11 protein-coding genes and 1 pseudogene are annotated in these 15829 nt (G+C 74.2%); 7 read left to right on the top strand and 5 right to left on the bottom strand.

Annotated elements, in window-relative coordinates; all coding sequences use genetic code 11:
* Positions 1-25 precede the first annotated feature (25 nt).
* Positions 26-232: a hypothetical protein gene (locus Saso_RS26560; protein WP_189924705.1), complete on the bottom strand. Its 207-nt coding sequence runs from the start codon at positions 230-232 to the stop codon at positions 26-28.
* Positions 233-459: 227 nt separating this feature from the next.
* On the opposite strand from Saso_RS26560, the gene Saso_RS26555 reads away from it, so the two are divergent.
* Positions 460-2706 (top strand): MMPL family transporter, encoded by a 2247-nt coding sequence (locus tag Saso_RS26555; protein WP_189924707.1) that lies wholly within the window; start codon positions 460-462, stop codon positions 2704-2706.
* Here the strand turns inward: Saso_RS26555 and Saso_RS26550 are convergent.
* The 4 genes from Saso_RS26550 to Saso_RS26535 form a co-directional block, all read right to left on the bottom strand.
* On the bottom strand, positions 2663-3754 hold the full coding sequence (locus tag Saso_RS26550; RefSeq protein ID WP_189924709.1) for a PP2C family protein-serine/threonine phosphatase: 1092 nt from the start codon (positions 3752-3754) through the stop codon (positions 2663-2665). The two genes, Saso_RS26555 and Saso_RS26550, sit on opposite strands and share 44 nt — an antisense overlap.
* Before the next feature lie 244 nt (positions 3755-3998).
* Positions 3999-4886: a Gfo/Idh/MocA family protein gene (locus Saso_RS26545; protein ID WP_189924710.1), complete on the bottom strand. Its 888-nt coding sequence runs from the start codon at positions 4884-4886 to the stop codon at positions 3999-4001.
* A gap of 148 nt (positions 4887-5034) precedes the next feature.
* Positions 5035-5238, bottom strand: a complete 204-nt coding sequence (locus Saso_RS26540; protein ID WP_189924711.1) for a hypothetical protein — start codon at positions 5236-5238, stop codon at positions 5035-5037.
* Positions 5239-5334: 96 nt separating this feature from the next.
* On the bottom strand, positions 5335-6699 hold the full coding sequence (locus Saso_RS26535; RefSeq protein ID WP_189924712.1) for a type III PLP-dependent enzyme domain-containing protein: 1365 nt from the start codon (positions 6697-6699) through the stop codon (positions 5335-5337).
* Positions 6700-7070: 371 nt separating this feature from the next.
* On the opposite strand from Saso_RS26535, the gene Saso_RS26530 reads away from it, so the two are divergent.
* From Saso_RS26530 to Saso_RS26505, 6 genes and pseudogenes are all read left to right on the top strand, one after another.
* Complete coding sequence (locus Saso_RS26530; protein ID WP_189924713.1) at positions 7071-8387, top strand: PucR family transcriptional regulator; 1317 nt, start codon at positions 7071-7073, stop codon at positions 8385-8387.
* Between the two features lie 446 nt (positions 8388-8833).
* Complete coding sequence (locus Saso_RS26525) at positions 8834-9754, top strand: hypothetical protein (protein WP_189924714.1); 921 nt, start codon at positions 8834-8836, stop codon at positions 9752-9754.
* A 52-nt stretch (positions 9755-9806) separates the two neighbouring features.
* Positions 9807-12032 (top strand): glycosyltransferase, encoded by a 2226-nt coding sequence (locus tag Saso_RS26520; protein WP_203833562.1) that lies wholly within the window; start codon positions 9807-9809, stop codon positions 12030-12032.
* The gene (locus Saso_RS26515) at positions 12029-13351 is read left to right on the top strand and encodes an acyltransferase family protein (protein ID WP_189924717.1); all 1323 of its coding nucleotides are present in this window, start codon (positions 12029-12031) and stop codon (positions 13349-13351) included. Before Saso_RS26520 ends, Saso_RS26515 begins: the two co-directional genes overlap by 4 nt.
* Before the next feature lie 748 nt (positions 13352-14099).
* Entirely contained in the window at positions 14100-14882 is a 783-nt protein-coding gene (locus Saso_RS26510; protein ID WP_189924719.1) for an ABC transporter ATP-binding protein, read from the top strand.
* A pseudogene (locus Saso_RS26505) lies at positions 14879-15703 on the top strand (ABC transporter ATP-binding protein); the annotation flags it as partial. The gene Saso_RS26510 and the pseudogene Saso_RS26505, both read left to right, overlap by 4 nt.
* Between the last annotated feature and the right edge of the window lie 126 nt (positions 15704-15829).

Below are 15829 nucleotides of genomic sequence, written 5' to 3'. Positions count from 1 at the left end.
GGCCCGGATCAGGGGGCCGGGGCGCCTAGGGCAGCAGCTTCTCGATCGCGCCCGGGCCCTCCTCGGCGAGCTTGCGGCGGGCCCATTCGAGGTTGCGCGGGGTCAGGTCGCGTCCGGTGGCGAGGACCATGTCCTCCGGGGACACCTCGGTGCCGGTACGCGTGTGGAGCAGTTTGTCGGGGGTGGCGCGGTCCGGGGAGGGCCGGTCGGCGCCGGGTTCTGACGTCGGCATGATCTCTGCTCCTCGCGTCCGAAGGGAGGCTTCGGCCCGGTGCGGTCATCGGGTCCACTAACACCATTCATCCTGGGGCCGCACCCTGCAATTCCGATCAAGTCCCGGACGGCCGTACCGGGCCCCGCGCCGGGATGCCGTGATGATCGGTGCGACGTCTAATGGGCTGTGCCGGGGGCGTCCGAACCACCCGTGGAAGACACACGCGCGGCAGGAAGGCCCAGGTCATGCGATCCAGCTCCGCCGGGAAACCGCACCGTGGGGGACTGCGCAGGCTCGGTGCCTGGTGCGCCCGTCACTACCTGATCGTCATCGTCGCCTGGCTGGTCGCCCTGGTAGCCCTCCAGGCGATCGACCGCGCCGTCGGCGGCACCTACGAGGACAACTTCGCGCTCTCGGACACACAGTCCCAGAAGGGTCTCGACGTCCTCCAGGAGCACGATCCGCAGGCCGGCGGCTACAGCGCCCAGATCGTCATGCACGACGACAAGCAGGCGCTGAGCGCGCTGAGTTCGCAGATGTCCACCACGGTCGGCGACCTCCAGGAGCTGCCCCACGTCCTGTCGGCGCAGAACCCCCTGTCGCAGAGCCCGACCAAGGTCGGACCGGTGTCGAGCGACGGGAAGACGGGCTACATCACCGTCCGCTTCGACAAGCAGCCCAACACCCTCGGCGACGACTACCTGGACGGCGTCGACGACGCGGTCCAGCCGCTGCGGGCGGCCGGCGCCGATGTCGAGTACGGCGGCTCGCTCGGTGAGCTCGCCCGGCCCAAGGCCAACGACTACCTCAGCGAGGCGATCGGCTTCGCGGTCGCCGTCGTCGTCCTGCTGATCGGCTTCGGCAGCGTCATCGCGGCCGGACTGCCCCTGGTCACCGCGCTGATCGGCGTCGTCGGCGGCCTCGCGATCCTCGGCCTGCTGGCCGCCGCGTTCACCTTCGCCACCGTCTCCCCGACCCTCGCCACCATGATCGGCCTCGGTGTCGGCATCGACTACGCCCTGTTCCTGATCACCCGGCACCGGCAGAACCTGATGAACGGCGCCGACCCCGCCGAGGCGGCCGGACACGCCACCGCCACCAGCGGACGCGCCGTGCTGGTCTCCGGCACGACCGTCATCATCGCGCTGATGGGCCTGTACGCGTCCGGGGTGTCCTTCATCGGCAAACTCGGCCTCGCCGCCGCCATCACGGTGGTCTCCGCCGTCATCGGGGCCCTCACCTTCGTCCCCGCCCTGCTCGGCCTCATCGGCCGGAACATCGACCGCTGGCACGTGCGCAGACCCGTCGCCGAGACCGACGCCGAGCCGGGCGCCACCCCGCACGGCACCTGGCACCGGTACGCCAAGCGCGTCGAGCGCAGACCCTGGCAGTACCTCGCCGGAGGCGTCGCCGTCATCGCCGTCCTCGCGATCCCCGTCTTCTCCATCCAGCTCGGCCACATCGGCGACGGTGCCGACCCGACCTCCTTCACCGACCGGCGGGCCTACGACCTGATGACCGACGCCTTCGGGCCCGGCTCCAACGGGCCCCTGACCGTCGTCATCGACCAGACGTCCGTCCCCTCCGACAAACGCTCCGACCTCCAGTCGCAGGCGCAGAAGACGCTGAACGCCGTGCCCGACGCGGCCACGGTCACCCCGCTGACGGCCACCCAGGACGGCGACGTCCTGATCGGCACCGTCTACTCCACCCAGGCCCCGCAGGACGCCACCACCACCGGCCTGGTGAACCGGCTCAAGGACACGACCCTGCCCGACGCGGTCTCCGGCTACGACGCCAAGGGCTACGTCACCGGCACCACCGCCGCGCAGGTCGACTTCCGCGACATCGTCGCCAGCCGGCTCCCGCTGATCATCTGCGTGGTCGTCGGCCTCGCCTTCCTGATCATCCTCGCCGTCTTCCGCGGCCTCCTCGTCGCGGTCAAGGCGGCCGTCCTCAACGTGCTGTCCATCACGGCCTCGTACGGCGTGGTCGTGGCCGTCTTCCAGTGGGGCTGGGGCGGGCCCGCGCTCGGCGTCAACGGCGACGTGCCCATCGAGAGCTATGTGCCGATGATGATGTTCGCGATCATCTTCGGCCTCAGCATGGACTACGAGATCTTCCTGCTCTCCCGGGTCCACGAGGCCTGGCTGCGCACCGGGGACGCCAAGGACTCCGTCGCCCACGCGCTGGAGATCACCGCCCGGGTGATCACCTGCGCGGCGCTGATCATGGTGAGCGTGTTCGCCGCCTTCATCATCAGCGACAACATCGTCGTCAAGATGCTCGGCCTGGGCCTCGCCGTCAGTGTGCTGATCGACGCCACCGTGGTCCGCCTGCTCATGGTGCCGGCCGTGATGACCCTGCTCGGGGAGAAGGCCTGGTGGACGCCCCGCTGGCTGGACCGCATGCTGCCGCACATCGACGCCGAGGGCGACGCGGAGACGCTCAGCGGCCCGCCGGACGGTCCGGCGCGAGAACGAGCATCGTGACGTCGTCGCGGATCTCGGGGGAGTACGCCCGCACGTCCCGCCACACCCGGTCGGCCGTGGCGGCCGGGTCGGCGCCGTCGGCGAGCGCGGGCAGCCGCTCCAGCAGGGGGTAGAAGACTCCGGCGGCGTCCCTCGCCTCCGAGACGCCGTCGGAGGCCACGAAGAGGCGGTCGCCGGGGCGCAGCGGCAGGACGTGCGCCGTGAGCGGGGCGCCCTCGGGCAGGCCCAGGCCCAGCGGCGTCCACGGGACCAGGCCGACCTCCGTGGCCGTGCCGTCGCGCAGCAGCACCGGCGGGGGATGCCCGCAGACGACGATGCGCACGGCGTCCGCGCCCGGCGCGAACTCCAGCAGGACGGCCGTCGCGAACAACTCAGCGTGGGTGACGCGCGCCGAGTCCGTCACCAGCCGCCGGTCCAGGCGGGCGGCGACCCGCTCCAGGTCCGGCTGGTCGAGCACCGCCTCGCGGAACGCGCCCAGCAGCGAGGCCACCGTGGCCACCGCCGCCAGCCCGTGCCCCTGGACGTCGCCCAGCACCGCCCGCACCCCGTGGCCGCAGGTCCGCACGTCGAAGAAGTCGCCGCCGACCAGCGTCCCGCGCTGCGCCGCCCGGTACAGCCCCGCGCAGGCCACCGCCCCGACCCGCTCGGGCACCGGGGGTACTAGGGCGTTCTGGGCCGCTTCGGCGATGGTGCGCTCGGTGTCCAGCTGGACGTCCCGGCGGCGGCGCACGAAGGCCACGAACACGCTCAGCACGGCGACGAAGGACACCGTCAGCACGTCGGTCCGACCCGGCCGGTCCAGCTGGAAGGCGGGCACGTCGAGCATCACGACCACGGCGGCGCCGAGCAGCGCGGTCGACACGGGTCCGTACGACAGCACGGCCAGCGGGGGGATCGCGCCCAGCAGGAAGCCGATGTCCAGCGGGTCGGGACTGGTCAGCGTGGCCACGCAGACACCCGCCACCAGCAGCAGGGGCAGCGCCCGTACCCAGCGCGGCGGCGGCGCGCCCCGCAGCCAGCTGCGGCGGTCCCCGTCGAGTCGTCCCACACCCCCCACGCTCCCCCCGGGCGCCGGCCGGCGCACGCCGGGACCCTCCGGGCCGATCCGGTCGCGGGAGCGGGTGGCAGGCTGTCCCCGGGTATGACCGGCGGCGGACGACGCAGGCGTGGCGGTGTGCGAGGGCGGGGTCCGGCCGGTCCCCGAGTGGCTGCACATCGAGGGGGACCGGGCCTGGTTCCGGTGGAGCGACGAGCCCTTCGAGGGCGGCTGAGCCCGCGGGCCGCCGTCCGGGTCAGCGGGCCCCGGCCGCCAGCAGGGTCTCCGCCTCGGCCAGCACCTCCGTGACGCGCAGACCGAACGCGGCGTCACAGGCGTGGGGCCGCTCCCCGCGGGCCGCGCCGAGCAGCTCGTCCGCGGCCCGGGTGAGGGCGTCGGCCGCGTCGCCGCCGTGGGGAAGCACGCTCACGCCGGCCGTGCCGCGCAGTTCGAGCCCCGCACCCGTGGCGGCGGGCGGGGCCGTCAGGCTCAGCGTCACCGTGCTGGAGGCCCCTGACGCGTGCTCCAGGACCAGGTGGACGGTGTCGCGGGGGCCGCGGGCGGCGGCCGCCACCCGGCGGACGTCGCCGAGGACCGGCAGCAGCACGGAGAGCGCGTGCGGGCCGACGTCCCACAGGGCGCCCTTCTCACCGCGCCACGGAGTGGCGAAGGGGTGGTCGTCGGCGCCGTGGAACACGTCTCCCAGCCACTGCGCGTGCGCCGTGAACCATCCGCCGGTGTCCGCCTGCCGGGCGATCCAGTCGGCTGCCTCGGGCACGAACCGGGTGGTGAAGAAGACGACCGAGGAGACGCCCGCCTCCCGCGCGGCCCGGGCCACGTCCCTGGCTCCCGCCACCGTCGCGGCCACCGGCTTGTCGAGCAGGAGGTGGCAGCCGGCCCCGGCGGCCCGCACCGCGAGCCGCGCCTGGACGTCCGGCGGCAGGGCCACGGCCACCGCGTCGACGTCCGCCAGCAGCGCGTCGACGTCGTCGTAGGCCCGCGTCCCGTGCCGGTCGGCCACTTCCTTCGCGGCCTCGGGACGCCTGCCCCAGACACCGGCGAAGTCGAGCGCGCCGTGCGCCTCGAGGACGGGGGCGTGGACCATCCGGGCCCAGGGGCCGGTGCCGAGCAGACCGATGCGCATACCGCTGACCCTCCTTGATGCCGACCGGCACGGCGGACCGGGTCCGCGCCGGGTGCCGGTTCCGTCCCGGAGCCTCGCACACCGCCGTCGCCCGGGACAGCCCGGCGTCCCTCCTCGGGGCAGCCCGGCATCTCCCTCGGAACGGTCCTCATGCCGCCCGGGGCCGCGCCGGAGGGGCCTCGTCCACCGCCACGGGGGCCGGCCCGGTGTCGCGGACCAGCCGCAGATGCCGCCCGGTCGCGGCGTGGCGCCGCTTCGCCCGCCCGGGCGCGAGGAGGCGTTCCTCGACCCGGTCCATGACCACCAGCAGGACGGACAGCAGCGGCAGCAGCAGTACGGCGATCCAGAGCACGGCTCTCTCCTCGGCAGGGGACGGGGATCCGGGTGCTCCGAATCGGGCCGCTGATGCCTGCCGGGACGGTCCGGGAACGGGACCCGGCCGCGCGGCTCAGCTCCCGCACCGCCCGGCGAACCCCGTCAGCAGGGCGTCCGCCCTGGCCAGACCGCTCTCCTCGGAGATCTCCCGCACGGTCTGCGCGCTGCGGACCGTGGCGAACGCGACCCGCTCGCCGTCGAGCAGATAGCCGTAGACGGCGGGCCTCGGCAGGCTGTTGTACGACCAGTGCGCGGAGAAGTAGTAACCGCCCGTGTCGTGCAGCACCACCAGGTCGCCCTCGGCCAGCTCGGGCAGCGGCCGGTCGTGCGCCACGACGTCCCCGGCGAAGCACAGCGGCCCGGCGACGTCCTGCCGCACCACGGGGGTCCGCTTGGGCGTGCCGTCCGGTCCGAACGCGGACACCCGCAGCGGCCAGGCGTCCGGCATGAGGACGGTACGGGTGGCGACCTGTCCGCCGGCGTGAGTGACGGCGACCCGGCGGCCCCCGGCGTCCTTGACGTACTCGACGAGGGCCGCGGTGAAGCCGTTCTTCGCGACCAGCGAGCGCCCGAACTCGGTGACCACCTGGTAGCGGCCGTCCAGCAGCGCCGGTTCGGCCGCGGTGAGCGCGGCCACGTACTGCGCGTAGGTGGGGGTCACCGTGTCGTCGGCGAAGTTCACCGGCAGCCCGCCGCCGAGGTCCAGGCTCGTCACCCGGCGGTGGCCGACGTGCGCGTCGATCTCCTCGGCGAGCCGGTGGACGGCCGCCAGTCCCTCCGCGATCAGCGGCAGCGGACAGCCCTGTGAACCCACGTGCGCGTGCAGCCGGGTCAGCCACGGCCGTCGCGCGAAGGCCTCGACGAGCCGGGCGCGGGCCCCGGCGTCCCGCAGCGCCACCCCGAACTTGGAGGTCGCGGTCGCCGTGCTCATCGCGCCGATGGAACCGCCCCCGACCTGGGGGTTGACCCGGACCCCCAGCACCGACGCGCAGCCCTCGGGGCGCAGGGCGTCGATGCGGTCCAGCTCGTCGAGGCTGTCGGCGTTCAGGGCGACCCCCAGGGCGAGGGCCTCGCGGATCTCCCGTCGGGTCTTGGCCGGCGAGTCCAGCACGATGTGCGCCGGGTCGAACCCCGCGTCGAGGGCGAGCCGCAGCTCACCGGCGCTCGCCACCTCGCAGCCCGTCCCCGCGTCGGCGAGCAGCCGCAGCACCGGCACCAGGGCGCAGGCCTTGGCGGCGAAGGTGTGCAGCACGTCGGGGACCCGCGCGAACGCCTCCCGCAGCCCGGCGACGCTGTCGCGCACCCCCTGCACGTCGACGAATCCGGCCAGCGGGCGGTCCTCGCCGAGCAGTCCGTCCGTGACGGCCTGCCGGACGGTGAGGGCGACGGACGAGGCGCCGGACGCCTCGGACCGGTGACTGTCGGTGGGGAGCGCCACGAGTTCGTCTCCTTCGCGGGGCAGGGGTGTCGCACGGCCGGGTGCCACCTCCAGATTCCTCCTGCGGCGCCCGTACGTCTCGGGGACGTGTCCAGCACCCGCCCCGGACTCTGGCCCCGGCAGGCCGACGGGGGAGGGCGGCGGCCCCCGGCCGACCGGGGGACGCTGCCCCTGACCGGTCCGGCCGAGGGGGTTCCGCGGCGCACACCGGGCTCCCGACCGTGCGCTTCGGGGGCCGGCCGAGGGCGGAGCGACAGCGCCGACCGGACCGAAAACAATCGTGCACACCCCTAGGGACCGACCGGACGGTATGCCATCCTTCGGGGCAGGACGAGTCGGACGGCGGGGCGCTGCCCAGGGGGAGGACCGCGATGCATCAGGCCCTACGTTCACGGACCGCGTTCCGTCCCGCGTCCGGCGCGCCGGCGGCGCCCGGGCCCCGGCAGCACCCGCAGCATCCCCGGCAGGTGCGCTCGCTGATCGACGCCGACGCGCTGCGGGTGCTGCACCGGGCCGCCCGGGTGCTCCTGGCGGACCTGCCCGATCTCACCGACCGGCTGGTGGCCGCGCTCCAGGACCTGGAGCCCGCCTACCGCGCCGCCGTGACCAGCGATCCCGCCGCCACCTGGCAGGAGGTGCACCGCTCGCTGCGGCACAGCGTGTCCTCGCTGATCGACCCGCGCGGCAGCCGGGACGCGGCCCGCCGCTGCTCGTGGCGGATCGGCGCCACCCGCGCGGAGCAGGGCCTTCCGCTGGACGCCCTGCTGCACGCGTTCCGGCTCGGCGGGTCCCTGGTGTGGCAGGGCCTCATCGACGAGACCTGCCGCACCGCGCCCGAGGACGTCCGGCTGCTCGTGCACATCGCCACCGACGTCTGGAACTTCGTCGACGAGCACTGCTCCCTGGTCGCGGACGCCTACCGGCAGGTGGAGCGGCAGCTCGCCTGGCGACGCGAGAACCGCCTGCGGGTGCTGGCCGGCGCCCTGCTCGACGGCGCCAGCCGGATCGCGGACCTCCCGGAGACCGCCCGCGCGCTGGACCTTCCCGAGGAGGGCCGCTACGTCGTCGTCGCGGTGGCGGCCGGCCGCACCTGCGACCCGTCCGCCCCCGTCCGCGGCACGCGCGCGTACTGGCACACGGGCGCGGAGGTGGACTACGGCATCGTCCTGCTGGACGAGACCGGCGTACCGGGCGAGGGCGGGGCGGCCGGGGGATCCGCGAAGGGCCCGACGCCGCCGGGCGGCGCAGCTGCGGTCCCGGGTGGCGCGCGGACGGGCGTCAGCACGGCCGTCTCCGGACTGGCCGCGGTCGGGGACGCCCGCCGGCTCGCGGATCTCGCGCTGGGCCTGTGTCCTCGCGCCGGCGGCACGGTCCACCTGACCGAGCACCTTCCGGCCGCCCTGGTGGTCTCCGCGCCCGAGCTGGGCGCGGCGCTGGTCGACCGGGTCCTCGGGCCGCTGGGCGGTCTGGAACCCGCGGACGAGGCCGTCCTGCTCGACACCCTGGCCGCCTGGCTGGCCTGCGAGGGCTCGGCCCAGCGAGCGGGGGAGCGGCTGTACTGCCACCGCAACACCGTCCTCAACCGCCTGCGCCGCTATGAGCAGTTGACGGGCCGGTCCCTGTCCCGTCCGGCCGACCTGGTGGAGGTCAGCCTCGCCCTGGCGGCGCGGAGTCTGCGCACCCACTGACGCGCGAGGGCGCGCGGTGCGCGGCCCGGGGGCCGTCCACCCTGTGGGATCGGTCTGGGGTCACCTCGGCCTTGTGTGCAAGGATCCTTTTCGGTCACCTCGGAATCGGCGAAGCCTTCACACTTCTGACACAAACTTCACGGTTTAATCAGTTGAGTTATAGTCACCGTCCAAGCATCAACTAATCGGGGGGCGCTCGGACCAGGTGAAACCCTGGTCCGGCCGACCTGTGCCAGCCATCGGCGGTACATCCCCGCGGTGGTCTCGTGGGGGATGGGTAAGTGGAACATTGGCTGGATGGCACCCAACCGGACAGGCCTGATATCGCATCAGGGTCCGACGGCGACCTGTTCGCGGCGCGCCGGACCGGCACCCGGACGAGGGCGGCGCGCGCCGGCAGTTTCCGGGAGACCGCGGACGAGCCCGAGGCCCCACGGAGCGAGGCCGTGCCCGCCCTGTGCGGCGGCACCGCGCCGTACCCGGCCTTCTCGGACACCCTCGCTTCGCCCCCCGCCCCGGACACGGACGTCACCACCGACCTGTTCCACCGCCCGGACACGGACGCGGCGGATCCTTTCCCCGGCCTGGACAAGGACGCCGCGGATCCCTTCCCCCGCCCGGTCGCCGACGTGTTCGATCCCTTCGGTGCGGCGGATGCCGCCGCCGGCCCTCTGCGTCGCACGGACGCCGCCGGTGCGGACGTGTCCTCCGACGACACGGACGAGCTGACGGTTCAGCTCGGCAGCATCGGCGCGGCGTCCTCCGCGGGCACCCCCGGCGGCCGGTCCGGGTCCCCGGACGGCACCGGCTCGCCGGTCTTCGTCGACGAGTCCGGCCGCCGCAGCCGCCGGCTGCGGTGGCTCGGCGCGGCCGTCGGCGTCCTGTGCTCGGTGTACGCCCTCGTCATCGTCGCCACCCTCGTCTCCGGCAACTCCGGCGCCCCCTGGCTGCCCCTGCCCGGACTGGACAGCGACACCCCGGCCGGGAAGGTGGAGACCTCGGCCGTGCCGTCGGCCTCCGCGAGTCCCTCGGGCTCCGCCGACGCCGTTCCCGGCGCGGGCACGACGGGGGCCGCCGCGACGGCGTCCTCCGCGAGCGGCGCCGCCGCCGAACCGTCCGGTGCCGCCACCGGCTCGGCCCGGCCGCGGGCGTCCGCGCTGCCCGAGGTGCCCACCACCGGCACGACGACCGCGAAGCCCACCTCCCCGGCGACCGCGTCCGGCCCCGCGGCCCCGGAGTCTCCCGCCGCCTCGCCCGAGGCGAGCCAGCCCGAGGGCGGCGGCGAGGCCTCGCCGACCGCCGTCGAGGACACCGGCGGGACGGGTGAGACCACGGGCGACGCGAACTCCCTGTCGTCCGCCGGCTGACACCCCCTCCGCACCGCCCACGCCTTCGTCCCTTCCTGGAGCACACCTTCCGATGGCCTTCTCCGCCCGCCGTCGCAGGGTCGCCGCCGCGACCCGTGACAGCGCCGCCCGGCGCCGCCTGCCGATGCGCCTGATGCTGCCCGTCCTGGTGCTGGTCGCCCTGATGGCGATGCTGATGGTGCGCGGTTACGTGCACAGCGAGATCCTCGCCGACCACCGCATCCAGCCCGAGGCGGGCACCGGCAAGGTGCCCGACGAGATCCTGGACGGCGGCCCCGTCATCGACACCCGGGGCGGCCGCAACGCCAGCCGGGAGGTGCCCGACCACCGTCTGGTGCTGACCTTCGACGACGGCCCCGACCCGACGTGGACCCCCAAGGTCCTCGACGTCCTGAAGAAGCACCACGCGCACGCCGTCTTCTTCGTCACCGGGACGATGGCCTCCCGCTATCCGGACCTGGTCGAGCGGATGGTCGACGAGGGGCACGAGGTCGGGCTGCACACGTTCAACCACCCCGACCTCTCGTTCCAGTCGCAGAAACGTATCTCCTGGGAGCTGTCGCAGAACCAGCTCGCGCTGGAGGGCGCCGCGGGCATCCGCACCTCGCTGTTCCGCCCGCCCTACTCGTCCTTCGCCGACGCGATGGACGACAAGTCCTGGCCCGTCACCCGGTACATCGGATCGCTCGGCTACCTCACCGTCGTCAACAACACCGACAGCGAGGACTGGAAGAAGCCCGGCGTCGACGAGATCATCAGGCGCGCCACCCCCGAGGGCGGCAAGGGCGCGATCGTGCTGATGCACGACTCCGGCGGCGACCGCCACCAGACGGTGCAGGCGCTGGACCGGTTCCTGCCGGAGCTGGGCGCGCGCGGCTACGAGTTCGACAACCTCACCGAAGCCCTCGGAGCGCCCAGCGCGCACACCCCGGTCACCGGCCTCGACCTGTGGAAGGGCAAGGCGTGGATCTTCCTCGTCGGTGCCGCCGAGAACGTCACCGGTGTCCTGGTGGTCGGCCTCTCCGTGATCGGCGTCCTGGTCATCGGCCGGTTCGGGCTCATGCTGCTGCTCTCCGCCCTGCACGCCCGCAGGGTGCGCAGGCCCGGCTTCCGCTGGGGAGCGCCGGTCACCGAGCCGGTGACGGTGCTGGTCCCGGCGTACAACGAGGCCAAGTGCATCGAGAACACCGTCCGCTCACTGATGGCCGGTGAGCATCCCGTCGAGGTCCTCGTCGTCGACGACGGGTCCTCGGACGGCACCGCGTCGATCGTGGAGGCCATGGGCCTGCCGGGCGTCCGGGTCGTCCGCCAGGCCAACGCGGGCAAGCCCGCCGCCCTCAACCGGGGCATCGCGCACGCCCGGCACGACCTCATCGTGATGATGGACGGCGACACGGTCTTCGAGCCGTCCACCGTCCGCGAGCTCGTCCAGCCCTTCGGCGACCCCCGGGTCGGCGCCGTGGCCGGCAACGCCAAGGTCGGCAACCGCGATTCGCTGATCGGCGCCTGGCAGCACATCGAGTACGTGATGGGCTTCAACCTCGACCGCCGCATGTACGACGTCCTGGGCTGCATGCCGACCATCCCCGGCGCGGTCGGTGCCTTCCGCCGCACCGCGCTGGAACGGGTCGGCGGCATGAGCGACGACACCCTCGCCGAGGACACCGACATCACCATGGCCCTGCACCGCGACGGCTGGAAGGTGGTGTACGCCGAGAAGGCCCGCGCCTGGACCGAGGCGCCGGAGACCGTCCAGCAGCTCTGGTCGCAGCGTTACCGCTGGTCGTACGGCACCATGCAGGCGATCTGGAAGCACCGCAGGGCGCTGGTGGAGCGCGGCCCGTCCGGCCGGTTCGGCCGGGTGGGACTGCCGTTCGTCTCGCTCTTCATGGTCCTGGCCCCGCTCCTCGCCCCTCTCATCGACGTCTTCCTCCTCTACGGGGTGGTCTTCGGCCCCACCCAGAAGACGATCGTCGCCTGGCTGGGCGTCCTGGCCGTCCAGGCGGTCTGCGCGGCCTACGCCTTCCGGCTCGACCGGGAACGCATGACCCACCTGATCTCCCTGCCGCTCCAGCAGATCCTCTACCGCCAGCTGATGTACGTCGTGCTGCTCCAGTCGTGGATCACCGCCCTCACCGGCGGCCGCCTGCGCTGGCAGAAGCTGCGCCGCACCGGCGTCGTCGAGGCGCCGGTCGGCCCCGCGCCCGAGCGGCACATCGTCGGCGCGGGCAGCGCCACCACCACGGACAGCACCTACGACCGGAGGCCTGTCGCATGACGCAGGGTCACCCCACAGGCACCGACGCGGGTGCCGAGCGGACGCCGGCGTTCGGCGTCCCCCGGCAACGGACCGCGCAGGCCGTCCCGGACACCTCGGCCACGGCTGTGGCCCCGGGCACGACGGTCCTGGCCCCGACGGCCCCCGGCGCGACGGCCCCCGGCCCGACGGCCCCCCGGAAGCCGGGGCGCGACCGCTACCTCGATCTGCTGCGCACCGTCGCACTGGTCCGGGTGGTCGTCTACCACCTGTTCGGCTGGGCCTGGCTCACCGTGCTGTTCCCGTCCATGGGCGTCATGTTCGCGCTCGCGGGCTCGCTGATGGCCCGCTCGCTGAAGCGCCCCGCCCGGGAAGTGATCCGCGACCGCGTCCGACGGCTGCTGCCGCCGCTGTGGCTGTTCGGCGCGGCCGTCCTGACCCTGATGTTCGCGGGCGGCTGGAATCCGCTGCACGACCCCGACCACGGCGGCGCCCTCGGCGTCGTCGAACTCCTCAACTACGTCGTCCCGCTCGGCGCGCCCCCGTTCCCGTGGGACCTCGGTTCCAAGTCGGGCCTGCTGGAGAACACCTGGGCCGTCCAGGCCGCCGGTGTGCTGTGGTACCTGCGGGCCTACCTGTGGTTCGTGCTGGCCTCGCCGCTGCTGCTGTGGGCGTTCCGCCGGGCCCCCTGGGTCACCCTGTTCGCACCGCTGGCGCTGACGGCCGTGGTGGGCACGGGAGTGGTCTCCATACCCGGCGAGACCGGCAACGCGGTCAGCGACTTCGCCGTATACGGCAGCTGCTGGGTGCTGGGCTTCGCCCATCAGGAGGGGGTGCTCGCGCGCGTCCCACGCTACGCCGCGGTCTCCTGCTCCGCCCTGGTGATGGCCTTCGGCCTGTGGTGGGCCTCCGGGCACCTGGGACCCGACGGCTGGGACCTCAACGACATCCCGCTGGCCCAGGCGGCCTGGTCCTTCGGGTTCGTGGTGATCCTGCTCCAGTACTCGCCCTCCTGGCAGGAACTCCCGCGCGGGCTGGCCCGCTGGGACCGGCTGATCACCCTGTCCAACAACCGTGCCGTCACGATCTACCTGTGGCACAACCTCCTGATCATGGCCACCGTCCCGCTCATCGACCTGGCGTACGGGCTTCCCTTCATGGAGAGCGAGGGCGCGACGGGCTTCCTCGACTCCACGTACATGATCTGGATGTTCCTGCTGGTCTGGCCCCTCATCGCGGTGATGATCCTCGCGACCGGCTGGATCGAGGACATCGCGGCGAGGAGGAAGCCGCGGCTGTGGCCGGACGGACGCCGGAGCGGGGCCCGACGCGCCAAGTGACGCCTCGCGTGGCGCGGGGCGGGCCGCCCGTCGCGGGTGCCGTCGCCGGGCAGGCGGCACCCGGACGGACAGGGCGGCCGTCGAACCGCCACCGCGTGCGGCTCCGGCCCTCACCGCGGACGCGTTCCGCGGCCCGCCGCCCGAGCGACGCCGGGACAGGGTGCCCCGAACACGTCCGGCTCACCGCGCCGGGACAGAGTGCCCCGAACACGTCCGGCTCACCGCGCCGGAACAGGGTGCCCGAACACGCCGGCTCACCGCGCCGGGACAGGGTGAGCCGAACACGCCGGTTCCCGCCGCCTGCGGCCCGCACCCCGCCGCGGAGTCCCGCCCCACCTGAGACGAGCCCGGCCCCGGCCCACCCCGTCCGGTTCCGCTGCGACCTGTGACTCCGACCCGTCCGGACGTACCCCGGCCCGTGCGCCCGCGACGCCGACCCGTCCGGACGTACCTCGGGCCCGTGCGCCGCACGTGACGCCCGCCTGCCTGCCCCGAGCACCGGCCGGCCACCGCTCACCCCGAAACCCCTTGCCCTTCCGCCCGGCGCTCCGCCATGCCCCCCGCCCGCCCGGCCCGGTGGGGGCGGGCGGGCGGCGTGCCTGGGCAGCCGCACAAGGCTGCGGGTCTCCTGTTGGGGGCGCGCAGCGACCCCGCGTCCGTCCCTGTACCGCCGCTCCCACGCCGTGCTGTCGTGAGCTCTCCTTCCGCCGAGACGCCGTGCCCGCCGGCACGGACCCGAGGAGCCGCGATGCCCGGAGTACCCCCGCAGGAGCGCCCCGCGCTGCACGTCGAAGGGCTCGACGTGACGTACGGACGGGCCCTGTCGGCCCTGCGTTCCGTGTCCCTGACCGTCCCGCACGGCGCGGTCGTGGCGCTGCTGGGCGCCAACGGCGCCGGCAAGTCCACCCTGCTGCGGGCGGTGTCGGGCACCCTGCGCCTGCACCGCGGCACCGTCACGGCCGGCCTCGTCCGCTACGGGGACACGGTCCTCGACGGCCGTGACCCGGTCGCCGCGGTGCGGGCGGGTGTCGTCCAGGTCCCGGAGGGGCGCCGGGTCTTCGCGGGGCTGACCGTTGAGGAGAACCTGCGCTCGGGAGGCCTCGGCCTCGGGCGGCGCGCCCCCGGACAGGTGCGGGAGGCCCGCGACCGCGTGTACACGCTCTTCCCCGTGCTCGCCGAACGCGGCCGGCAGGCGGCCGGTCTGCTGTCCGGGGGAGAGCAGCAGATGCTGGCCATCGGCCGGGCCCTGATGGCCGCCCCCCGGCTGCTGCTGCTCGACGAGCCCTCGCTCGGTCTGGCCCCCCGCATGGTGTTCCGGATCGCCGAGGTGGTCCGCGAGATCAACACCCAGGGCACGGCCGTCCTCCTGGTCGAGCAGAACGCGGGCATGGCGCTGTCCCTCGCCGACCACGCCTACGTCCTGGAAGTGGGCGAGGTCCGGCTGTCCGGTGCGGCCGACGACCTCGCGCGCACGGACGCGGTGCGGCGCCTCTACCTCGGTGACGACGCCGGCGACCAGGGGGCCGCGTGAACCCCCGCCCCGCCACGGGCAGCGCCCCGGGACGTCTCCCGGCGGCCGCCCCCGAACTGTCCGTGCGGGACGTGACCGTGCGGTTCGCCGGCCTGACCGCCCTGGACGCGGTGTCGTTCACCGTCGCCCCGGGTTCCGTGCACGCCCTGATCGGTCCCAACGGCGCCGGGAAGTCGACCTGTTTCAACGTCCTGTCGGGCCTGTACCGGCCGGCGTCGGGGCAGGTCCGCCTCGGCGACGACGTGCTGACCGGCCTCGCGCCCCACCGCATCGCCGCGCTCGGCGTGGCCCGCACCTTCCAGAACATCGTCACCACCGAGGGGACCGTCGCCGACAACCTGATGCTGGGCCGGCACGTCCTGTCCCGCGCGGGGTTCGCCGCGACCGCGCTGCGTCTGCCCGGCGCCGTGCGCGAGCAGCGCGCCCACCTCGAGCGGGCCCGTGAGATCGCCGAACTCACCGGACTGGGCGCCCGTTTCGACTCCCCGGTCGCCCTGCTGTCGTACGGCGACCGCAAACGCGTGGAACTCGCCCGGGCCCTCTGCCTCGAACCGCGGGTCCTGCTGCTCGACGAGCCGGTGGCCGGCATGAACGGGGCCGAGCGCCTCCGGATGGCGGAGGTCGTCGACGCCGTCCGCGCACAACTCGGCCTGTCCGTGCTGCTGGTGGAGCACGACATGGGCCTCGTGATGCGCCTGGCCGACGAGGTGACGGTGCTCGACTTCGGCCGGCGTATCGCCCACGGCACCCCCGAGGAGGTCCGCCGCCACCCCGAGGTGCTGCGCGCCTACCTCGGCACCCCGGGCGAGGACACCCCCGCGGGCGAGGACGCCCTCCCCGACGGACCCGCCGCGCCGGAAGCGGAGAGGGCCCCTTCGGCGGACGCCCCCCGCGTACCGGACGCCTCCCCGGCACCGGACGCCGGCCCCCCGGCGGACGCCCCCCGA

The sequence above is a fragment of the Streptomyces asoensis genome (assembly GCF_016860545.1).
GTDB classification, from domain to species: Bacteria; Actinomycetota; Actinomycetes; order Streptomycetales; family Streptomycetaceae; genus Streptomyces; species Streptomyces asoensis.
Note: the sequence above shows the minus strand (reverse complement) of the source record. Positions and strands in the feature narration are given on the sequence as shown.

Excerpts from the sequence above, each read along its gene's own strand:
- Saso_RS26515 (WP_189924717.1), top strand. The coding sequence starts at position 12,029 with ATGACGCAGGGTCACCCCACAGGCACCGACGCGGGTGCCGAGCGGACG.
- Saso_RS26520 (WP_203833562.1), top strand. The coding sequence starts at position 9,807 with ATGGCCTTCTCCGCCCGCCGTCGCAGGGTCGCCGCCGCGACCCGTGAC.
- Saso_RS26560 (WP_189924705.1), bottom strand. The coding sequence starts at position 232 with ATGCCGACGTCAGAACCCGGCGCCGACCGGCCCTCCCCGGACCGCGCC.
- Saso_RS26555 (WP_189924707.1), top strand. The coding sequence starts at position 460 with ATGCGATCCAGCTCCGCCGGGAAACCGCACCGTGGGGGACTGCGCAGG.
- Saso_RS26545 (WP_189924710.1), bottom strand. The coding sequence starts at position 4,886 with ATGCGCATCGGTCTGCTCGGCACCGGCCCCTGGGCCCGGATGGTCCAC.
- Saso_RS26530 (WP_189924713.1), top strand. The coding sequence starts at position 7,071 with ATGCATCAGGCCCTACGTTCACGGACCGCGTTCCGTCCCGCGTCCGGC.
- Saso_RS26510 (WP_189924719.1), top strand. The coding sequence starts at position 14,100 with ATGCCCGGAGTACCCCCGCAGGAGCGCCCCGCGCTGCACGTCGAAGGG.